General features: G+C 71.0%; 22 protein-coding genes and 1 tRNA gene. 14 read left to right on the top strand and 9 right to left on the bottom strand.

The window, feature by feature from the left end; genetic code table 11:
• The first annotated feature begins 53 nt into the window (after positions 1-53).
• The 4 genes from RZ50_RS15070 to RZ50_RS15060 all read left to right on the top strand — a co-directional run bounded on the left by RZ50_RS15070 (position 54) and on the right by RZ50_RS15060 (position 2,180).
• Positions 54-485 (top strand): Mov34/MPN/PAD-1 family protein, encoded by a 432-nt coding sequence (locus RZ50_RS15070; RefSeq protein WP_196952339.1) that lies wholly within the window; start codon positions 54-56, stop codon positions 483-485.
• 138 nt (positions 486-623) lie between these two features.
• Positions 624-743 carry a putative leader peptide gene (locus RZ50_RS30335; RefSeq protein ID WP_317621128.1) on the top strand — a complete coding sequence of 40 codons (120 nt, stop codon included), beginning with the start codon at positions 624-626 and terminating at the stop codon, positions 741-743.
• Positions 744-860: 117 nt separating this feature from the next.
• Entirely contained in the window at positions 861-1,139 is a 279-nt protein-coding gene (locus RZ50_RS15065) for a MoaD/ThiS family protein (RefSeq protein WP_196952340.1), read from the top strand.
• 72 nt (positions 1,140-1,211) lie between these two features.
• The gene (locus RZ50_RS15060) at positions 1,212-2,180 is read left to right on the top strand and encodes a PLP-dependent cysteine synthase family protein (protein ID WP_196952341.1); all 969 of its coding nucleotides are present in this window, start codon (positions 1,212-1,214) and stop codon (positions 2,178-2,180) included.
• Between the two features lie 61 nt (positions 2,181-2,241).
• Here RZ50_RS15060 and RZ50_RS15055 read toward each other — a convergent pair whose 3' ends face one another.
• Positions 2,242-2,700, bottom strand: a complete 459-nt coding sequence (locus RZ50_RS15055; protein WP_196952355.1) for a type II toxin-antitoxin system PemK/MazF family toxin — start codon at positions 2,698-2,700, stop codon at positions 2,242-2,244.
• A 236-nt stretch (positions 2,701-2,936) separates the two neighbouring features.
• On the opposite strand from RZ50_RS15055, the gene RZ50_RS15050 reads away from it, so the two are divergent.
• Both RZ50_RS15050 and RZ50_RS15045 read left to right on the top strand, forming a co-directional pair.
• Positions 2,937-3,125, top strand: coding sequence for a MerR family transcriptional regulator (locus tag RZ50_RS15050; protein WP_196952342.1), 189 nt, complete (start codon positions 2,937-2,939; stop codon positions 3,123-3,125).
• 209 nt (positions 3,126-3,334) lie between these two features.
• Entirely contained in the window at positions 3,335-4,081 is a 747-nt protein-coding gene (locus RZ50_RS15045; protein ID WP_196952343.1) for an MBL fold metallo-hydrolase, read from the top strand.
• Between the two features lie 65 nt (positions 4,082-4,146).
• Here the strand turns inward: RZ50_RS15045 and RZ50_RS15040 are convergent, their stop codons facing one another.
• From RZ50_RS15040 to RZ50_RS15025, 4 genes are all read right to left on the bottom strand, one after another.
• Complete coding sequence (locus tag RZ50_RS15040; RefSeq protein WP_196952344.1) at positions 4,147-5,433, bottom strand: LLM class flavin-dependent oxidoreductase; 1,287 nt, start codon at positions 5,431-5,433, stop codon at positions 4,147-4,149.
• Positions 5,430-6,533 (bottom strand): LLM class flavin-dependent oxidoreductase, encoded by a 1,104-nt coding sequence (locus RZ50_RS15035; RefSeq protein WP_196952345.1) that lies wholly within the window; start codon positions 6,531-6,533, stop codon positions 5,430-5,432. Before RZ50_RS15035 ends, RZ50_RS15040 begins: the two co-directional genes overlap by 4 nt.
• A 441-nt stretch (positions 6,534-6,974) precedes the next feature.
• Positions 6,975-8,249 carry a PTS transporter subunit EIIC gene (locus RZ50_RS15030; RefSeq protein ID WP_196952346.1) on the bottom strand — a complete coding sequence of 425 codons (1,275 nt, stop codon included), beginning with the start codon at positions 8,247-8,249 and terminating at the stop codon, positions 6,975-6,977.
• Between the two features lie 532 nt (positions 8,250-8,781).
• Entirely contained in the window at positions 8,782-10,071 is a 1,290-nt protein-coding gene (locus RZ50_RS15025; RefSeq protein WP_196952347.1) for a PTS transporter subunit EIIC, read from the bottom strand.
• Between RZ50_RS15025 and RZ50_RS29720 the strand changes: the two genes are divergently transcribed.
• The 4 genes from RZ50_RS29720 (at position 10,025) to rdgB (ending at position 12,762) form a co-directional block, all read left to right on the top strand.
• Entirely contained in the window at positions 10,025-10,720 is a 696-nt protein-coding gene (locus tag RZ50_RS29720; RefSeq protein ID WP_308271642.1) for a PTS glucose/sucrose transporter subunit IIB, read from the top strand. The two genes, RZ50_RS15025 and RZ50_RS29720, sit on opposite strands and share 47 nt — an antisense overlap.
• A gap of 106 nt (positions 10,721-10,826) precedes the next feature.
• A complete protein-coding gene (rph, locus tag RZ50_RS15015) occupies positions 10,827-11,552 on the top strand; it encodes a ribonuclease PH (protein ID WP_196952348.1) in 726 nt (241 codons plus the stop codon).
• A gap of 183 nt (positions 11,553-11,735) precedes the next feature.
• A complete protein-coding gene (locus RZ50_RS15010; RefSeq protein WP_196952349.1) occupies positions 11,736-12,125 on the top strand; it encodes a hypothetical protein in 390 nt (129 codons plus the stop codon).
• Between the two features lie 31 nt (positions 12,126-12,156).
• A complete protein-coding gene (rdgB, locus tag RZ50_RS15005; protein WP_196952350.1) occupies positions 12,157-12,762 on the top strand; it encodes an RdgB/HAM1 family non-canonical purine NTP pyrophosphatase in 606 nt (201 codons plus the stop codon).
• 65 nt (positions 12,763-12,827) lie between these two features.
• Here the strand turns inward: rdgB and RZ50_RS15000 are convergent.
• Together RZ50_RS15000 and RZ50_RS14995 are read right to left on the bottom strand one after the other, a co-directional pair.
• Positions 12,828-12,902: transfer RNA gene (locus RZ50_RS15000), tRNA-Leu, on the bottom strand.
• 52 nt (positions 12,903-12,954) lie between these two features.
• Positions 12,955-13,815, bottom strand: a complete 861-nt coding sequence (locus tag RZ50_RS14995; protein WP_196952351.1) for an HNH endonuclease — start codon at positions 13,813-13,815, stop codon at positions 12,955-12,957.
• A gap of 374 nt (positions 13,816-14,189) precedes the next feature.
• Between RZ50_RS14995 and RZ50_RS14990 the strand changes: the two genes are divergently transcribed.
• Positions 14,190-16,538: a chitinase C-terminal domain-containing protein gene (locus RZ50_RS14990; RefSeq protein WP_196952356.1), complete on the top strand. Its 2,349-nt coding sequence runs from the start codon at positions 14,190-14,192 to the stop codon at positions 16,536-16,538.
• A gap of 111 nt (positions 16,539-16,649) precedes the next feature.
• Here the strand turns inward: RZ50_RS14990 and bcp are convergent, their stop codons facing one another.
• A complete protein-coding gene (gene bcp / locus RZ50_RS14985) occupies positions 16,650-17,132 on the bottom strand; it encodes a thioredoxin-dependent thiol peroxidase (protein ID WP_196952352.1) in 483 nt (160 codons plus the stop codon).
• A 156-nt stretch (positions 17,133-17,288) separates the two neighbouring features.
• Between bcp and RZ50_RS14980 the strand changes: the two genes are divergently transcribed.
• The 3 genes from RZ50_RS14980 (at position 17,289) to RZ50_RS14970 (ending at position 20,260) form a co-directional block, all read left to right on the top strand.
• On the top strand, positions 17,289-17,630 hold the full coding sequence (locus tag RZ50_RS14980; RefSeq protein WP_196952353.1) for a DUF3618 domain-containing protein: 342 nt from the start codon (positions 17,289-17,291) through the stop codon (positions 17,628-17,630).
• Positions 17,631-17,900: 270 nt separating this feature from the next.
• On the top strand, positions 17,901-18,203 hold the full coding sequence (locus RZ50_RS14975) for a co-chaperone GroES (RefSeq protein ID WP_196952357.1): 303 nt from the start codon (positions 17,901-17,903) through the stop codon (positions 18,201-18,203).
• A 149-nt stretch (positions 18,204-18,352) separates the two neighbouring features.
• Complete coding sequence (locus RZ50_RS14970) at positions 18,353-20,260, top strand: hypothetical protein (protein ID WP_196952354.1); 1,908 nt, start codon at positions 18,353-18,355, stop codon at positions 20,258-20,260.
• A 50-nt stretch (positions 20,261-20,310) separates the two neighbouring features.
• Here the strand turns inward: RZ50_RS14970 and RZ50_RS14965 are convergent.
• On the bottom strand, positions 20,311-20,556 hold a 246-nt coding region (locus RZ50_RS14965), incomplete at its 5' end, for a helix-turn-helix domain-containing protein (RefSeq protein ID WP_254802496.1).

Raw genomic sequence — 20,556 nt, 5'->3', positions numbered from 1 at the left:
CCGGGCCTCGGACGCCCCGGCGGACAGCCGCCGGGGCGTGGCATCCTGACCGCATGCTGACCATCACCCGAGAACTCCGCGACCGGATCGTGGCCCACGCCCGCGCCGACCACCCGGACGAGGCCTGCGGCGTGGTCGCCGGACCGGCCGGCAGCGGCCGCCCCGAGCGGTTCATCCCGATGCTCAACGCCGCCCGCTCGCCCACCTTCTACGAGTTCGACTCGGGCGACCTGCTCAAGCTCTACCGCGAGATGGACGACCGGGACGAGGAGCCGGTCGTCGTCTACCACTCGCACACCGCGACCGAGGCCTACCCCTCGCGCACCGACGTGAGCTACGCCTCCGAGCCGTTCGCCCACTACGTCCTGGTCTCCACCGCCGAGGGCAACGGTGAGGACGACCCGTACCAGTTCCGGTCGTTCCGCATCGTGGACGGTGAGATCACGGAGGAAGACGTCCAGGTCGTGGAGGACTACCAGGCCTGACCCGCTCCCGCCCGGAGGAGGCCCGCCGACCAGCGCGAACGGTCGGCGGGCCTCTGCCGTCTCGGCATCGGGGACAAGAACATCCGGATCACGAGACGGGCATGCCCAAGCGGGCCCGGGAATCTATACGATGAGCCCATGCGTTCCGTCGATGTGAGCAACCAGGCCCCGGGCACCCGCCTCGTGGCGCGCCTGCACATCGACCTGTGCCGGCACGCCGGCGCGATCTGTCCCGGCACGCCCGCGCGCTCGCGCTGAGAGCCGCCCCGCCCCACCCGGGCCCCGCCGCCTGACCGGCCGCGTCGAGCCCCGGGGACCCGCCCCGCCGCGCCCGCTGCGGCCCACCCACTCCACGACTCGCACAGGAGCGCACCCATGGCCATCGAGGTCCGCATCCCGACCATCCTCCGCACCTACACCGACGGCGCCAAGGCCGTCGAGGGCACCGGCAGCAACCTCGGCGAACTCTTCACCGACCTCGACGCCCGCCACCCGGGCATCGCCGCCCGCCTGGTCGAGGGCGGCGAGCTGCGCCGCTTCGTCAACGTCTACCTGAACGACGAGGACGTCCGCTTCCTGGAGGGCATCTCCACCGCCCTCGCCGACGGCGACAGCGTCACCATCCTGCCCGCCGTGGCCGGCGGCGCCCGCTGACTCCGGGGCTCCCCCGCCCACCGCGGGGGAGCCTCACCTCTTCACCCTCACCGCCGTGGCCGGAGGCCTCCCTTGCGATACGACAGTCCGCTCGAAGCCGTCGGCAACACCCCGCTGGTCCGCCTGCCGCGGCTGTCCGCCGCCGTCCCCGGCAACGCCGAGGGCCTGGTCACCCTGTGGGCCAAGCTGGAGGACCGCAACCCCACCGGCTCCATCAAGGACCGCCCGGCGCTGCACATGATCGAACGCGCCGAGGCCGACGGCCGGCTCACCCCCGGCTGCACCATCCTGGAGCCCACCAGCGGCAACACCGGCATCTCGCTCGCCATGGCCGCCAAGCTCAAGGGCTACCGGATGGTCTGCGTGATGCCCGAGAACACCAGCGAGGAACGGCGCGAGCTGCTCCGCATGTGGGGCGCCGAGATCATCTCCTCCCCGGCCGCCGGCGGCTCCAACACCGCCGTCCGGATCGCCAAGGAGATCGCCGCCGAGCACCCCGACTGGGTCATGCTCTACCAGTACGGCAACCCCGACAACGCGGGCGCCCACTACGCCACCACCGGCCCCGAGATCCTCGCCGACCTGCCGACCGTCACCCACTTCGTGGCGGGCCTCGGCACCACCGGCACCCTGATGGGCGTCGGCCGCTACCTGCGCGAGAAGGTCCCCGGCGTGAAGATCGTCGCCGCCGAACCGCGCTACGACGACCTGGTGTACGGGCTGCGCAACCTCGACGAGGGCTTCGTCCCCGAGCTCTACGACGCCGAGGTGCTCACCACCCGCTTCTCGGTCGGCTCCGCGGACGCCGTCCGCCGCACCCGCGAACTCCTCCAGCAGGAGGGCATCTTCGCGGGCGTCTCGACCGGCGCCATCCTGCACGCCGCGATCGGCGTCGGCCGCAAGGCGGCGGCCGCCGGGGAGCGCGCGGACGTCGTCTTCGTGGTCGCCGACGGTGGCTGGAAGTACCTGTCCACCGGCATCTACACCGCCGAGACCACCGAGGCGGCGGTCGAGGCGTTGCAGGGCCAGCTCTGGGCGTAGCCGCCCGAAGTCGGCAGCCGCCCGATATCGGTGGCCGCCCGAAGCCGGTGGCCGCCCGGCGTCAGCCGAGGACCCTCTGGGCCCGGGCCCAGGTCTGCCGGTCCAGCGTCCCGGCCCGGCGGCGGAAGGCGGACAGCGGCACCTCGCGCAGCTCGTCGGTCTCCAGCCAGCTGGCCCGGCCCTGCCGGTCGCCCACCGAACCGGGCGGCAGCGGCAGCACGCCCGGGCGCCCGGAGTGGTCCTTGCTGGTGATCTTCGCGACGGTGGCGGCCCGGCCGTGCACCCGCAGCACCAGGCACGGGCGGTCCTTGGAGCCGGGGCCGTCCTCGAACGGGACCTCCGCCCACCAGATCTCCTGAGGAGCCGGGCGGACCTCGGTTCCCGGGCGCGGCCCCGGGCCGACCGGCCCGCCCGGGCGCGCGGCCGGGCGGTCGCGCCGCAGCCGCGCCACCACGACGGCGGCCAGCAGGGCGAGGCCCACCACCGCCAGGACCAGCCAGACGCCCGTCGTGCCGCTCATCCCGTTCATACCGCTCGCGCCGTTCACGCGGCGAACCGTACCGGTCCGGCGGCGGACCCGGCCACCGTGACGGTCGGGGCGGCCGCGACGGCCGTGCGGGGCCGGGTGTTTGTCCGCGTACTGCTCCCGGTTTGTCACGGAATCGCCACGGCGCCCGTTCCGCCGTGAACGCCCTGGCGCCGCCCGGAAGGCTGCCTCACGAACGTCCGCCCCCGTCCCCCCGGAGGAGGTGTCCCGTGAGTGGCGACGAGCTCTGGTCGTACGCCGAGATCGCCCGGCACATCAACGTCCAGACCGATACCGTCCGCAACTACCGCCGGCACGGGCTGCTGCCCGACCCGGACGTGATCAACGGCAGCGGGCACCCCCGCTGGTACCCCCGCACCGTCCGCGCCTGGGCCCGCAGCCGCCCCCGGCACCGCTGATCCGGGGCCCCCGCCCCCGCCCGCGCGGTCTGGGTGATTCCAGCCACAGCCCGGCACGGGGGCGGGGGCAAAGTGCCGTTCCGCCCTTACTCTCGACACACCAACGCAGTGCTACCGGCCGGTCCACCGGCCCGGCCTGCCGTTTTCCATGCTGTTTTCCATGCCGTTTTCCAGCAGCAGCCAGGACGTGTCGGGGCGGAGGGGCTCGGATGAAACTGACCGTGGTGGGGTGTTCGGGGAGCTTCCCGTCCGCCGACTCGCCGTGCTCCAGCTACCTGGTCGAGGCCGACGGCTACCGCGTGGTGCTCGACCTCGGCAACGGCGCGCTCGGTGCGCTGCAGAAGTACACCGGCCTCTACGACGTCGACGCCGTCCTGCTCAGCCACCTGCACGCGGACCACTGCGTCGACCTGTGCGCCTACTGGGTCGCCCGCAACTACCGCGCCGAGGGCTGCCCCGACCTGCTCCCGGTGTACGGCCCGACGGGCACCGCCGAACGCCTCGCGCGGGCGTACGACATGCCGGAGAACCCCGGGATGAAGGAGGTGTTCGAGTTCCGCACCCTCACCCCGGGCTCCTTCGAGCTCGGCCCGTTCCGGATCTCCGTCGCCCAGGTCAACCACCCGGTCGACGCCTTCGCCTTCCGGCTGGAGCACGGCGGCCGCTCGCTGGTCTACTCCGGGGACACCGGTGAGAGCCCCGAACTGGTGGAACTCGCCCGGGACACCGACCTGTTCCTCTGCGAGGCCGCCTACCAGGACGGCCGCGACACCTTCCGCTCCGTTCACCTCAACGGCAGGGAGGCCGGCGAGCACGCCGCCGCGGCCCGGGCCCGCCGGCTGGTCCTCACCCACATCCCGCCGTGGACGGACGCCGAGCGCAACCGCCGCGACGCCGCCACCGCGTACCCCGGCCCGGTCGAACTGGCCCGGGCCGGCGCGGTGTACGAGGTCTGAGCGGATGCGTGGGGCCTGAGCGGGTACACGAGGCCTGAGGCCGACCGCCGGTGCCCGGGCGGCACTCACCGCCGTCCGGGCACCGGCAGGCCGAGGTGGTCGCGCAGGGTCGGGCCGGTGTAGTCGGTGCGGAACACCCCGCGTTCCTGGAGCAGCGGGACGACGCGGTCGACGAACTCGTCCAGGCCGCCCGGGGTGAGGTGCGGGATGAGGACGAAGCCGTCGGCCGCGTCGTTCTGCACGAAGTGGTCGATCAGCCCGGCGACGGTGGCGGGGGAGCCGATGAAGGACTGCCGGCCGGTCACCTCGATGACCAGTTCACGGCTGGTCAGGTTCTTCTCGGCGGCCACCGCCCGCCACCGCTCGGCGACGGCCACCGGGTCGCTGAACCGGACCCGGCCCTGGACCACCGCGCTGTCCGGGTCGGGGTCGACGGTCGGCAGCGGCCCGTCAGGGTCGTGGTCGGACAGGTCGATGCCCCAGACCTGCTCCAGGAAGTTGATCGCGGTCTGCGGGCTGACCTGGGCCCGGCGGACCTCGGCGGCGTACTCCTCCGCCTCGGCGTCGGTGTCGCCGAGGACGAAGGTGGCGGCGGGCATGATCTTCAGCTCGTCCGGCTTGCGGCCGTACGCGGCCAGCCGGCGCTTGACGTCGGCGTGGAAGGCCTGGCCGTCGGCGAGGGTGGAGTGCCGGCTGAAGATGACGTCGGCGGTGGCCGCGGCGAACTCGCGGCCCTCGTCGGAGTCGCCGGCCTGGATGACCACCGGGTGGCCCTGCGGCGGGCGCGGCAGCGAGAGCCGCCCCTCGACCTCGAACTGCGGGCCGAAGTGGCGCACCTCTCCCTCCCCGGCGTCCCAGAACTCCCGTACCAGTTCGACGAATTCGGCGGCCCGGGTGTAGCGGTCGGCGTACTTCAGGTAACCGCCGCGGCGGAAGTTCTCGCCGGTGAAGGCGTCCGAGGAGGTGACCACGTTCCAGGCCGCGCGGCCGCCGGAGAGGTGGTCCAGGGTGGCGAAGCGGCGGGCGAGTTCGTACGGCTCGTTGAAGGTGGCGTTGACGGTGGCGGCCAGACCGAGGCGTTCGGTGACGGCGGCCAGCGCGTTCAGCACGGTGATCGACTCGGGGCGGCCGACCACGTCCAGGTCGTGGATGCGGCCGTTGGTCTCGCGCAGCCGCAGGCCCTCGGCGAGGAAGAAGAAGTCGAACTTCCCGCGTTCGGCGGTCTGCGCGAGGTGGCGGAAGGACGCGAACTCGTTGTGGCTGCCGGAGGCCGGGTCGCTCCACACCGTGGTGTTGTTGACGCCGGGGAAGTGCGCGGCGAGGTGGATCTGCTTGAGCGGACGGTCCGTCATCGGGTCACCTCGGCGAGGGCGGGGGAGTCGGTGGTGTGGGCGGCGGTGCCGGCGGCGTGGCTGGCGGTGGCATGGCTGGCGGCGGCGTGGGCGGCGGTGTTCGCGGGCCCGGTGTAGCGGCTGGCCGGGCGGGCCAGGCCGAGGTGGTCGCGCAGGGTGCGGCCGGTGTAGCCGGTGCGCAGCAGCCCGGTGGCGCGCAGGGCCGGGGCGATCCGCTCGGCGAGCGCGGCGAGGTCGCGCTCGGGTACGGCGGGCACCAGGTGGAAGCCGTCGACGCCGGTGCCGGCCGCGGTGAGTTCGGCGCGCAGGCGCTCCTCGGCGGCGCGGTCGGGCAGGGCGGCGTCGATCCGGGCGAGGATCCGCAGCAGTTCGCCGGAGCGCAGCCGCAGTTCGGTGGCGGCGGTCAGCCGGGTGGCCCGGTCGGGGGCGTCGAGCAGGACGACGTCGGCGTACCGGATCGCGGTGGCGACCCGGGCCCGCCCGCCGGGGGAGGCGTCCGGGGCGAGGTCGGCGGCGGCCACCGGGACCACGACCACCGGGCGGCCCTGGGGCGGGCGCGGGGTGGTGGAGGGGCCGCGGACGGAGAAGTACCGGCCTTCGAAGTCGATGTAGTGCAGCTTGTCGCGGTCGACGAACCGGCCGGTGGCGGTGTCGCGGATCTCGGCGTCGTCCTCCCAGCTGTCCCAGAGCCGGGCGGCGACCTCGGCGGCGTCGGCCGCCTCGGCCCACAGCTCGTCCTCGGGGGCGACCGGGCGGCGGCCGAAGGCCTTCGCCTCGGCCTCGGTGGTGGAGACGCCGACCAGCCAGCCGGCCCGGCCCTCGCTGGCCCAGTCCAGGGTGTTGAGCGAGATCGAGGTGTGGAAGGGCTCGGTGTGGGTGGTGGTGACGGTCGGCACCAGCCCGACCCGCTCGGTCAGCGGGGCGATCCGGGCGAGGGTGGCGAGCGCGTCGGGGCGGTGCGGTGCGGCGGCGAAGGAGTCGTCGAGGGTGACGAAGTCCAGGCTCGCCCGTTCGGCGAGCCGGGCGAGGCCGGTGTAGTGCCCGGCGTCGAGGCGGCCGGGGCTGTCGATGGCGGCGGAGAGGTGCAACTGGCGGGGCATGGCGAGCCTGACTTTCCTCGTGCGGATGCGGGCGGGCACCGGCGGAGCCCGTACGGGTACCCGGGTACGCGTACGGGGGCGCGGCCGCGCGGCGGCGGCCCGCGGACGGGCGGTGCCCGTGCGGGCGGAGGGGAGGACGGCCGGAGCCGGGCGGGACGTCAGCCGGGCGGCGGCGGGGGAACGGTCAGCTCAGCCGCGACACGCCGCGGACCACACGCGACCGAAGTCGATGTGGCTGCGGGTGACCAGCGGGCACGAGGCGTTCACCGCTTCAGTTGACCAGGGCGTCCGTCGGTTCGTCAACCGCGATTCCGTCTGGTGGAAGGAAGGGCCGGGTGTCGGCGGGCGGGCCCCGGGTACGCCGAAGGCCCCGCCCCGCCGCTGGATGAGCAGCGGTGGGGCGGGGCCTTCGGAAGGGACGGGCGGGGCCTCAGGCCTCGGTCACTTGGTGACGTCCTCGATCTCCTCGTCGTCCTCGCGACCGGGGGTCTTGAGGTCGAACTTGGTGATCGCGAAGCGGAACAGGAAGTAGTACAGCGCGGCGAAGACCAGGCCGAGCGGGATGATCATCCACGGGTCGGTGGCCTTGTTCCAGGCCAGCAGGTAGTCGATCAGGCCGCCGGAGAAGGTGAACCCGTCGTGCACGCCGAGCGCCCAGGTGACGGCCATCGAGACGGCGGTGAGCACCGCGTGGATGACGTACAGGGCCGGGGCGATGAAGACGAAGGCGAACTCGATCGGCTCGGTGACGCCGGTGACGAAGGAGGTCAGGGCCAGCGACACCATCATGCCGGTGATGGCCTTGCGGCGGTGCGGCTTGGCGGCGTGGGCGATGGCCAGCGCGGCGGCGGGGAGCGCGAACATCATGATCGGGTAGAAGCCCGACATGAACTGTCCGGCGGTCGGGTCGCCGGCGAAGAAGCGGGTCAGGTCGCCGTGGACGACGGTGCCGTCGGGCTTGGTGAAGTCACCGGTCTGGAACCAGGCGAAGGAGTTCACGAACTGGTGCATGCCGACTGGCAGCAGACCGCGGTTGACCAGGCCGAAGGCACCGGCACCGAACGCGCCGGCACCGATCAGGGTGTCGTTCAGGCTCTTGATGGCGTCGCCGACCGGGCCCCAGACCAGGCCGAAGAAGACGCCGATGGCGGTGCCGACGAAGGCCATGATGATCGGCACCAGGCGGCGGCCGTTGAAGAAGCCGAGCCAGTCGACCAGCTTGGTGCGGTGGTACTTCTGCCACAGCACCGCGGCCAGCAGGCCGATCACGATGCCGCCGAGCACGCCCGGGTTCTGGTACGTCGGGGCGACCCACTTGTCGCCGTCGATGTGGCCCTCGGTGATCGGGAACGCGGTGAGCACGTTCTTGTACACCAGGAAGCCGACCAGCGCGGCGAGGGCGGTGGAGCCGTCCGCCTTCTTGGCGAAGCCGATCGCGATGCCCACCGCGAAGAGCAGGGGCAGGTTGTCGAAGACACCGTTACCGGCGGTGGCGAAGACCGAGGCCACCTTGTCCCAGCCGAGGCCGTCCTTGCCGAACACGTCGTCCTGGCCGAGACGCAGCAGCAGACCTGCCGCGGGGAGCACGGCGATGGGCAGCTGGAGGCTGCGACCGATCTTCTGCAGACCCTGGAGGAGGTTCTGGCCGAACTTCTTGGCGGGGCTTGGCGAAGCCGGAGCCGTGGCGGGCGCCGGTGCCTGCGCAGACTGACTCATGGGGGTGGGTTCCTAACGGCATGGCGGTCGGTCGGGGGAAGGCACAGGGGCCGAACCGCGAACTGGTCTACACCACAGGTGGTGTAGACCAGTTTGTAGCACGGGTGGAGAAGACGGGGAACCCCGGAAAGCGCCGTCGCCGGGAAGCGCTATGAAATCGAAACCTGGAAGCGGAACGACGATCATGATTGCAGTCGGGATTGGGATTTTGGCTATTTGCGCAACAAAAAGAGCCGACCCCGTGCGGGCACCGGGTCGGAGCGGGGTCGGGGGCCGGGCGCGGACGATCCGGCCGCTCCAGGACGTGCTCGGCGGCTGCTGAGAGTGATCGCGGGGTCGCGGAGGTGGTCGGTGAGACTTCCCTCACCTGCGGTCGGCCCTCGCCCGGAGCGCCGCGAGGCCGGCCGGATCGCGACCGAATTGCCTTTCGGGCGGATGTTCGGCAGGGTATTCGGCCCTTTCCCGAAATGCCGAAATCCCCCGGACCGGCGGGCCCGGAGGCCTTTGCGGGCGATATCGGCGGAGGCGGATTTCAGGCCTTGGTGACGTCCTCGACCTCGCTCTCGTCCTCGCGCCCCGGTGTTTTCAGGTCGAATTTGACGATGATGAACCGGAAGAGCGCGTAGTACACCGCGGCGAAGCACAATCCGATCGGGATGATCAGCCACGGCTTGGTGGCCAGCCCCCAGTTGATCACGTAGTCGATCAGGCCGGCGGAGAAGCTGAAGCCGTCGTGCACCCCGAGTGCCCAGGTGACGGCCATCGAGACGCCGGTCAGCACCGCGTGCACGCCGTACAGGGCGGGGGCGATGTAGGCGAAGGAGTACTCGATCGGCTCGGTGACACCGGTGACGAAGGAGGTCAGGGCCAGCGACACCATCATGCCGGTGATCTCCTTGCGGCGGTGCGGCCTGGCCGAGTGCGCGATCGCGAGCGCGGCGGCGGGGAGCGCGAACATCATGATCGGGAAGAAGCCGGACTGGAACTGGCCGGCCGTCGGGTCGCCCGCCAGGAAACGCGGGATGTCGCCGTGCACGATCGCGCCGTCGGGCTTGGTGAACTCGCCGAACTGGAACCAGACGAAGGTGTTCAGCAGTTGATGCATGCCGATCAGCAGCAGTGCGCGGTTGAAGAGGCCGAAGATGCCCGCGCCGCCCGCGCCGAGATCGGCGAGGTTCTGCGAGAAGTCGTTGAGGCTGCGGCCGATCGGCGGCCACACCCACAGTGCGACCACGGCGGTCGCCATGCCGACCACGGCCGTGATCATCGGGACCAGTCGGCGGCCGTTGAAGAAGCCCAGCCAGTCGACCAGCCTGGTGCGGTGGAACCGCACCCACAGCCAGGCCGACATCAGGCCGATCAGGATGCCGCCGAGCACCCCCGGGTTCTGGTACGTCGCGTTGGCCGCCTTGGCCGAGGAGTAGTCCACGCACTGGTCGCCGACCAGCACCGTCGGCGGCTTGCAGTTCTCCGGGAAGGCGTGCAGGACCTTGTAGTAGACGAGGAAGCCGACCACCGCCGCCAGCGCCGTCGAGCCGTCCGCCTTCTTGGCCATGCCGATGGCCACACCGATGCAGAACAGCAGCGGCAGGCCGAGGGAGGAGTCCAGCAGCGCACCGCCGGCCGCGGCGAACACCTTGGCGACGTCCGTCCAGCCCAGGCCGTCCTTGCCGAAGACGTCCGGCTGGCCGAGCCGGTTGAGGATGCCGGCCGCCGGGAGCACCGCGACCGGCAGCTGGAGGGAGCGGCCCATCTTCTGGAGGCCGCCGTAGAAGGTGTGCCACCACGTGGACCGCGGGGTCGTGGCACTTGCCGAGCTCATCGTCCGCCCTCCGCGAGCAGTTGCCCTCCCAAGGCCCGGTGCGGGACCCTCGGGCGGGGCTCAGGAACACCCGGGGTCCTTCCTGCGTTCATCGGAGTACACATATATTGGTGTAGACCACTTGTTGGGCCACTTCGGGACGCAGGCCGCACACCGGGGCACGAACCCCGCTGATCGTCATCCTCGGGCGGCGATCGACAGCCTGCGCGCCGGACTGGGCCAAAAGTGGACTAACGTGTGCAGACCGGACCGGCACGGGCCATGCTGGTCGCGATGCCCGGCAACGCGACCACAGCTGAACCCGCGTCAGCCACCGCCACGGACCTCACCGCCCGACGGTCGAGGAACACCCCAGCACAGCGCAGGACGGCACCCGGCAGAGCCGCCGGCGAGCCGAAACAGAGGGAGAAATCAGATGGCCAGCAAGGCTGAGAAGATCGTCGCCGGTCTGGGCGGCATCGACAACATCGAAGAGGTCGAGGGCTGCATCACCCGCCTGCGCACCGAGGTCAAGGACGCCAGCCTGGTCAACGAGGCCGCCCTCAAGGCCGCCGGCGCCCACGGCGTCGTCAAGATGGGCACCGCGATCCAGGTCGTCATCGGCACCGACGCCGACCCGATCGCCGCCGACATCGAGGACATGATGTGAGCTGAGCCACCCGGGCTCACCCACCCCGGCCCGCCGCCCCGCTCAGGGGGACGGCGGGCCGAGGCACAACCGGAAGCACCACCCGGAGCGGCTACGCTCAGTGGCTATGTCACGCATCGACGGCCGCACCCCCGAACAGCTCCGCCCCATCACCATCGAGCGGGGCTGGAGCAAGCACGCCGAAGGCTCCGTCCTCATCTCCTACGGCGACACCAAGGTGCTGTGCACCGCCAGCGTCACCGAAGGCGTCCCGCGCTGGCGCAAGGGCAGCGGCGAAGGCTGGGTCACCGCCGAGTACTCCATGCTCCCGCGCGCCACCAACACCCGCGGCGACCGCGAAGCCGTCAAGGGCCGCATCGGCGGCCGCACCCACGAGATCAGCCGGCTCATCGGCCGCTCGCTGCGCGCCGTCGTCGACCACCGCGCCCTCGCCGAGAACACCATCGTCCTCGACTGCGACGTCCTCCAGGCCGACGGCGGCACCCGCACCGCCGCCATCACCGGCGCCTACATCGCCCTCGTCGACGCCGTCTCCTGGGCCCGCGAGCGCAAGCTCCTGCGCGCCAAGGGCCAGCCCATCACCGGCGGCGTCAGCGCCGTCAGCGTCGGCATCATCGACGGCGTCCCCATGCTCGACCTCCAGTACGAGGAGGACGTGCGCGCCGGAACCGACATGAACATCGTCTGCACCTCCGACGGCCGCTTCGTCGAGGTCCAGGGCACCGCCGAAGGCGCCCCCTTCGACCGCGACCTGCTCAACCGACTGCTCGATCTCGGCACCCTCGGCTGCGCCGAACTCGACCAGATCCAGCGCAAGGCCCTGGAAGGCTGAACCCGCAGCAGGACTGAACGGGCACGCCCCCCGAATCCGTCGACACCCACGGAGGAGCCGCACGGATCCCTGTACAGGCCGGGCCCGCAGACCGTACGGTTCCCGCAGCAACCCGCTGCGGGAACCGCGCACCCCCCGGCACGCGTCCCTCCCCACGGAACCCGCGCGCACCAGGAGGACCGGATGCCGACGAGCATCGCCCGCCCCACCGCCCTCGCAGTGGCCGGACTGATCGCGATCCTCCCGCTCAGCATGGTGAGCTGCTCCGCCGCCCAGAAGGCCGTCGACTGCGGCAACACCGCCGTGAAGATCACCGGCGACCTGGCCGACCTCAGCAAGGCCTACGAGAACTCCAGCAGCGACTCGGCCGCCGCCGGCAAGGCCGTGCAGAAGCTCAAGGGCGACCTCGACCAGATCGGGAAGAACTCCAAGAACACCGACGTCGCCAAGGCCGTGACCGACCTCCAGAAGCAGGCCGACAAGGTCCAGCAGGCCGTCGACCGCAAGGAGGCCCCCGACCTCAAGCCGCTCGGCGACGCCGCCGGCAACCTCACCTCGCTCTGCGGCGGCTGACCGCCCCCGCGGGCTCGGTAGGGTGGGCGATATGTCCACCCGCCTGATCCTCGCCACCCGCAACCAGCACAAGGTCGCCGAGCTGCGCGCCATCCTCACCGACGCCGGCCTCGACGTCGAACTCGTCGGCGCCGACGCCTACCCCGAGATCCCGGACGTCCCCGAGACCGGCGTCACCTTCGCCGAGAACGCCCTGCTCAAGGCGCACGCCCTGGCCCGCGCCACCGGCCTGCCCGCCGTCGCCGACGACTCCGGCCTCTGCGTGGACGTCCTCAACGGCGCGCCCGGCATCTTCTCCGCCCGCTGGTCCGGCAAGCACGGCGACGACCTCGCCAACCTCGACCTGCTGCTCGCCCAGCTCTCCGACATCGCCGAACCGCACCGCGGCGCCCACTTCTTCTGCGCCGCCGCCCTCGCCCTGCCCGACGGCACCGAGCGCGTCGTCGAGGGCCGCCTCCTCGGCACCCTCCGCGCCGCCCCGGCCGGCACCAACGGCTTCGGCTACGACCCGATCCTCCAGCCCCTCGGCGACACCCGCACCTGCGCCGAACTGACGGCGGACGAGAAGAACGCCATCAGCCACCGCGGCCAGGCCTTCCGCGCCCTCGCCCCGGTGGTCAAGGCCCTCATCGGCTGACGCCGCGCAGAACGACGATGGCCCGATCCCCTTCGATTCGAAGGGGATCGGGCCATTTCACTCGGTACGCCCGGTGGGACTCGAACCCACGACACTGCGGACCTAAACCGCACCTCTCTAGCCAGCTGGAGTACGGGCGCACATCGGCACAAGCCTACCGGTTGCCGCCTTCCGGTGGCGCCACGTTGACGACTAGGCGGCAGCACCTCCTAGGCGCGCCGCACGGTTCATGTTCCGGCCACAGTAGGTCGGCGTGATGGAGTGACAGTTGGGGCAGAGCAGCCGGAGGTTCTCCCGCCGGTTGTCGAGCCAGTCGCCGTTGACGTGGTCGACCTCCAAGGTCATCGGGTGCCCGAGCCATGTTGGAGGGGTGCCGCACGATTCGCAGGCGTCGGGGTGTCCGATGTGCACGAGCATCGTGCGGAGCCGATCGCCCGGGACGCGCTGGCTTCCCGGTGGGCGTCGCACCAACAGCTCCTCGGCTGTGCGTCGCGGTCCGGTCTTCTGCCCCTTGTTGTGGACTCGTCCGGTGAAGTGGCCGGTGTCGAGCCCATGGAAGTCGATGGCCTCGCGGACCAGCGTCCGGGAGTTGCCGCAGTCGGTCATGCCGAGGGCGAGGATCACGCCGCGGACGCTCCGGTGTTCGGCCACGGCCTGCGCCAGCGCGTCCCGGGGAATGGCTTCGACTCGACTGCGGCCGTCGCCCCTGAACCTGAAGTGGGAGGTGTCTATGTCGAAATCGGCCAGACGCTTCTTCAGGTACGCGTAAAGGCTGTCGTACGGGGTGACGCCCAGGTGGGCCATCATCGCGTTGATGCTGTTGCTGTTCGCCGCGGCTTCGGCCAGAACCTCCCGGGGGTAGCGGCGTCGCCCGTAGTCGGGCCTGCTCTGGTTGAAGTGGGAGGTGTCGATGCCGTAGTGCCTGAGCCGCTTGCTCAGGTAGCTGTGCGTGCCGCCCGCCATCGGCACGCCGAGCCTTCGCATCATCTCGTTCACGCTGCTCGACTCGGCCGCGAGCGAGGCGAGCAGTTCACGGGTGTACTTGACCGGCACGGTGGTTCCCCTGTTGCGCTGGAGAGCCCCTCCTCCGACATGAGAACGATCGAGCGGGGGTTCGGTTACGGGGTGGGTTTCGGCCACGGGCTGACTGGTTGTCGGGGGGTCCCGACCTGTGATGTTTAGCTTCTGATTACCAATTGGTACAGACCTATTGACCTATGTGGTTCAGACCACATAGCTTCTGCGCCAACTGAAATCCCCCACGTGCGTGCTCCCCCACAGGCACGCGCCGACACTCTCTCCTGGAGGACCGAGTGTTGATCCGAAACACTGCCGAGCGGCGTCCCACCGCCGCTCGGCGCGGTAAGAGTCCGGCGGCACGTGCCGGTGTGGCCTCGTTGGCGGCGGCGAGCCTGGCCGGTCTGCTGATGGCGACGCTGGGTGCGGCGCCCTCGCAGGCGTCGGCGGCCGTCGACAACTCGGCCTGCCGCCCGGACGGGCTGTACCAGACCCCCGGGGTGGACGTCCCGTACTGCTCGGTCTACGACACCAGCGGGCGCGAGAAGATGGGCGCGGACCACCAGCGCCGCATCATCGGGTACTTCACCGGCTGGCGCACCGGCAAGAACGGCGACAAGCCGTACCTGGTGACCGACGTGCCCTGGGACAAGGTCACCCACCTCAACTACGCCTTCGGGCACGTCGGCGGCGACAACAAGATCTCGGTCGGCACCGACGGCCCGACCAACGAGGCCACCGGGATCTCCTTCCCGGGCGTGCCCGGCGCGGAGCTGGACCCGACCCTGCCGTACAAGGGCCACTTCAACCTGCTGACGAAGTTCAAGAAGCAGTACCCGAACGTCAAGACCATGATCTCGGTCGGCGGTTGGACCGAGACGGGCGGCTACTTCGGGGACGACGGCAAGCGCGTCAACTCCGGCGGCTTCTACTCGATGACCGTCAACCCGGACGGCAGCGTCAACCAGGCTGGCATCGACACCTTCGCCGCCTCGTCCGTCGACTTCATCCGCAAGTACGGCTTCAACGGCGTCGACATCGACTACGAGTACCCGACCTCGATGAAGGACGCCGGAAACCCGCTGGACTGGCAGCTCGCCAACGCCAAGCGCGGTTCGCTGGCCAAGGGCTACGCGGCGCTGATGAAGAGCCTGCGCGAGAACCTGGACAAGGCGGGCGCCGCCGACGGCAAGCACTACCTGCTGTCGGTCGCGGCCCCGTCCTCCGGTTACCTGCTGCGCGGCATGGAGACCTTCCAGGTGGCCCAGTACCTGGACTACGTCAACATCATGTCGTACGACCTGCACGGCGCCTGGAACAAGTACGTCGGCCCGAACGCCTCGCTCTACGACGACGGCAAGGACGGCGAGTTGGCGTCCGCCAACGTGTACGGCACCGCGCAGTACGGCGGCATCGGTTACCTGAACGCCGACTGGTCGTACCACTACTTCCGCGGCGCGATGCCCGGCGGCCGGATCAACGTCGGCCTGCCGTACTACACCCGTGGTTTCAAGAACGTCCAGGGCGGCACCAACGGCCTCTGGGGCACGGCCTCCGCGACCACCTGCCCGGTCGGCTCCGGCCTGACCGCCTGCGGTGACGGCGCGGTCGGCATCGACAACATCTGGAACGACAAGGACGACGCGGGCAAGGAGTCCCCGGCCGGGTCGAACCCGATGTGGCACGCCAAGAACCTGGAGAAGGGCATCCTGCCCGACTACCTCTCCAAGTACGGCGTGACCGACACCGCGCTGCAGGGCACCTACGCCCGCAACTACAGCTCCACCCTGGTGGCGCCGTGGCTGTGGAACGACACCAAGAAGGTGTTCCTGTCCACCGAGGACGAGCAGTCGGTGGGCGCCAAGGCGGACTACATCGTCAACCAGGGCGCCGGCGGCGCGATGATCTGGGAGCTCGCGGGCGACTACAAGTGGGACGCCACCGCCAACGGCGGCAAGGGCGAGTACGTCCCCGGCTCGACGCTCACCTCGCTGATGTACGACAAGTTCAAGGCGTCGACCCCGTACGGCGCGACCCGCTCGACGATCGCGCTGCCGCAGCAGACCCTGCCGATCGACGTGTCGTTCACCAACTTCGCGCTGGGCGACTCGAACTACCCGATCAACCCGAAGCTGCACATCGTCAACAACTCGACGCTGACCCTGCCGGGCGGCACCGAGTTCCAGTTCGACTACAGCAACTCGGCTCCGGGCAACGCCAAGGACCAGTCCGGCTTCGGGCTCCAGGTGATCAAGCAGGACAACCCGGGACCGGGCAACGTCGGCGGGCTGAAGGGCACGTACAACCGGGTGTCGGTCAAGCTGCCGGGCTGGCAGTCGCTGGCGCCGGGCGCCTCGATCGACATGGACTTCGTCTACTACCTGCCGGTGTCCACGCCGTCGAACTGGACGGTCAACGTGGGCGGCACGCTGTACGGGATCAAGGGCGACCTGACCCGGGGCGCGGTGGACGGTGGCACGACCCCGCCGACCACTCCGCCGACCACGCCTCCCACCACCCCGCCGACGACGCCTCCCACGACGCCGCCGACCACCCCGCCCACCACGCCTCCCACGACGCCGCCGACCACGCCGGCCGGTTGCGCGGGTGCGCCGAGCTGGGACGCGGGCACCACCTACGCGACGCCCACCAAGGTGTCCTGGAAGGGCCACTACTACCAGAACAAGTGGTGGACCAAGGGCGACGACCCGAGCGCCAGCGGCTCCTGGGGAGTCTGGAACGACCTCGGGGCCTGCTGATCAGGGCGGTCCGTTGAGGTGAGGAACGGCGGTGGCGGCGCACCCGGTCGGGGGGTGTGCCGCCACCGCTGCGTCGTTCCCGGGGAGTTCCCGGGAACTCCCCGGGAGTTCCTAGGCCTCGACCGCCTCGACCTTGAGGTCGCGCAGCAGCTTGGCGACGTGCCCGGTGGCCTTCACGTTGTACAGCGCGTGCTCGACCTTGCCCTGCTCGTCCACGATCACGGTGGAGCGGATGACGCCGGTCACGGTCTTGCCGTACAGCTTCTTCTCGCCGAAGGCGCCGTACGCCTCCAGCACCTTTTTCTCCGGGTCGGAGACCAGCGTGACCTTGAGGTTCTCGGCCTCGCGGAACTTGCCGAGCTTCTCCGGCTTGTCGGGGGAGACGCCGATGACGTCGTAGCCCGCGTTCGCGAGGACGTCCAGGTTGTCGGTGAAGTCGCAGGCCTGCTTGGTGCAGCCGGGGGTGAGCGCGGCCGGGTAGAAGTAGACGATGACCTTGCGGCCCAGGTGGTCGGCGAGCGAGACCGGGTTGCCGTCGGCGTCGGGCAGGCTGAAGGCGGGTGCGGTGTCGCCGGGCTGGAGACGCTCAGTCATGGTCGTACTCTCCTGGAGGCTGGGACGGGCGGTCGTACCACGGCAAACTTACCTCCGTTGGTGGGTGGGGCCGCGCGGCCGTGCCCGGCAACTGAGAGACTGGGTCGGTCGCACAGGACGAGCAGGACAACAGCGCAAGTGAATGGGGTGGCCCGAGTGGGCGAGGCGAGCACGCAGGACAAGTCGGCGCGGACGACCGCGCAGATCGAGGCGGACATCGCCCGGACCCGCGACAAGCTGGCGGCGACCCTGGACGAGCTGGCCGTGCGCGTCCACCCGAGCACCATCTCGGCCCAGGTGAAGGCCAAGGCGATGGCCGCGGTCGAGGAGAAGGCGGGTCGCGCGTACGTGGCCGCGAACGGCCTGGTGGAGAAGGTCCGGGTGCAGTTCGTGGACGAGAAGGGGCAGCCGCGCAAGGAGCGGATCGTCCCGGCCGCGCTGGTCGGCGTGGGCCTGGTGCTGCTGGTCGCCTCGGCCCGCAAGCGCCGCAAGGGCTGAGCGTCCCGCAGGGGCTGAGCGTCTCAGGGGCCGAGCGCCGAGACGTGGGAGGGCCGGGCACCGGGTGGTGCCCGGCCCTCTCCTTGCCGGGCCGGTGTCTGCCGGGCCGATGTCTGCCGGGCCGGTGTCATGTTTGCCGGGCCAGCGTCACGCTCCGCGCCCGGGGGCGGTACCTTCGGGACCGTGAGTACGAACGACGAACCGACCCGCGCAGACCGTGAGCACGAGCTGGCCCGGCACGACCGGCTGGGCGAGAAGCTGCCGATCCGGATGCTGCACGACCGGGTGCTGGTGCGCACCGAGGGCAGTGAGGGCGAGCGCCGCTCGACCGGCGGCATCCTGATCCCGGCGACCGCGGAGCTGTCCAAGCGCTGCACCTGGGCCGAGGCGGTCGCGGTGGGGCAGAGCGTGCGCTCGGTGGAGCCGGGCGACCGGGTGCTGTACGACCCGGAGGACAAGCTGGAGGTCGAGGTGCGGGGCGCCACCTACGTGCTGCTGCGCGAGCGTGACCTGCACGCGGTGGCGGCGACCCGCTTCGGTGACACGGAGGGCTCGACGGGGCTGTACCTGTAGGCGCGGTCCCGCCGGACCCGCCGCGGGTGGGCGTGTCACCTGGTCGGTCCAGTTCCCGTTGTGCCTGACGGCGCCGCAACGGACGGTGGGAACGTCCGGGTACGGCCGTCCGCCCGTGGGGCGCCCACGGTGATCGCGCGAGGGAAGCCATGGCACCGACCAGAGGGCGCGGCGCGGCCGCGCGGGTCCGCTTTCGCGTCGCGGTGGTGCTCGCCACGGTCGCCGCCCTGCTGGCCGGTTGCTCCTCGCCGCCGAAGAGCGGCTCGGCGCCGTCCGCCGGCGCTTCCGCCCCTGCCTCCGCCTCCACCTCCGCTTCCGCCGGGGCCGCGGAGGTGCGGCAGAGTCTCACGGCGTTCGAGAAGCCGCTCGGTGCGCAGGAGGCTCAGCAGGCGTGGGAGGGACTGGCGACGGCCGTGGGTGCCGCCTCCGCCCGAGGCGCGGACCAGGACACGATCAGCAGGGAGGTCCTGCTGTGGCAGTCGCGCCAGTTGAGCACGCCGGAGGGGCAGCAGACCTACATGGCCAATGCCGCGGCGCTGAACGGGCACGTGGTGTCGGTGGGGGGTGCCCCGGGGACGCCGCCGGCGCCGACGCTCGGCGCGGCCCCCGCGGGGGGATCGGGGCAACCGGCCGCGTTCCGGCAGGCGTCGCCGGGCGCCGGGCTGTCCTTCTACTTCGTCAACGGGGTGCTGAACAACTTCGACTCGTCGACGGTGAACGCGAACCTGCTGTCCACCTCGCTGACCCGGCAACTGGGCTATCCGGTCAGCGTCAAGCTCCAGTTCAACGCCTCCAGCGCCAACATCGCGCTGTACACCTACAGCGCCTGCCAGGAGGCGCAGCGCGCCACCGCGGACAACCCGATCCAGGAGAACCGGGACCTCGCGAAGGCCACCTGCGGGCTCAGTGTGGGTGGGGCGGCGGTCCTGCCGGAGGCGGTCATCGAGGATATGGCCGGGACGATCACGCGGAAGGTGGCGGATCCGGACTTCGCGCTGGACGGGGTCAACGTGAACCTGCTGAAGAACGTGCAGGATGACCTGGGCAAGGGGTTGCGCGTCGTGCTGATCTCGCACAGCGAGGGCGGCCTCTACCTGCGCAACGTGCTGCCGCGGATCGGCGCGGGGAAGCCGGTCGGGGCGCTCTACGTCGCCCCGCCGTTCGGCAAGGGGCAGGAGCTGAACGCCAATCCGACGCGTTATGTGATGTTCGAGTGGGACTGGTTGCTGGCGGGGATCTCCGACGTGGACTTCACGACGAAGGCCGTGGCCCCGCAGATCGTGTACGACGGCTCCAGGATCTCGCGGTTCACGCTCCACTACCTCTCCAACTACCTGTACTGCGGGTCGGATTCGGAGAAGCAGGTCGGTGACCGGACGCGTGAGCTGGTGGACTTCGTCAACTCGGTTCCGGCCTCGCGGGGTGGTGCGCGCCCGGGGCTGCCCGGGGGTGACGGGCTTCCGCCGGGGCAGGGCGTGCAGGGTTGTCCGGTGCCGCAGCCGGAGCAGAGCCCGACCGTGACGCCCACCGAGTCGCCCACGGAGACGCCGTCCGAGTCCCCGACGGAGACGCCGTCGGAGTCGCCCACCGAGTCCCCGACCGTGGCGCCCACCGAGTCACCCACTGAGTCGCCCACCGAGTCCCCGACCGTGACGCCCACCGAGTCGCCCACCGGGACCCCGACGGAGACCCCGTCCGAGTCGCCCACCGAGGTGACGCCCTCCTCCCCGGCCGGCGCCTACTACGTCTTCCTGCTCACCAACGTCTCCGGCGGGAACGTCCTGGTCGGGCCGCTGGACGCCGTCCAGGGCAAGCGCACGTGCGACTTCACGGACGGCGGTCTGTGCGCCGGTGCCGGCGGCCAGGACGTCCCGGTGCAGTACACCGCCGAGTTGGGCCCGTACCCGTCGCTGCCGGAGGCCCAGGCCGCGTACTGCGGGAGCGCCGCCAGCCCCCATCCGGGGCCGGGTCTTTCGGGTACCAAGGTCTACATCTTCGGTGGCAGCTACTACGCGGACAACATCGACTTCAGCTGTCCGGTGGCCCCCAGTCCCTGACGCGGGCGGGCCCGCGCCCCGACCGGCCGGGTTGATGCTCCTATTGGCTGTCAAGCGGCGGTGAGCCAGTCGCGGTAGGCGTTGGCGAGGTCGTCGTCTCGGCGGATGCCACGTTCGAGGGTGGAGATGGTGGCGGGCCAGACCCCGAAGTGGTTGGCGACGGCGGTGAGGGTGATGTTCTTCGCCTGCCGCATGGGTCTCAGGTCGGCGATGCCGGGGACGGTGACCGTGCTGCTCAGGCAGCGGAACATCTCCCGGGCGACGGCCCGTTTCAGGAGCCGGATGATCTCCTTCTT

This window comes from Kitasatospora sp. SUK 42 (assembly GCF_015776785.2).
Taxonomy (GTDB): domain Bacteria; phylum Actinomycetota; class Actinomycetes; order Streptomycetales; family Streptomycetaceae; genus Kitasatospora.
Note: the sequence above shows the minus strand (reverse complement) of the source record. Positions and strands in the feature narration are given on the sequence as shown.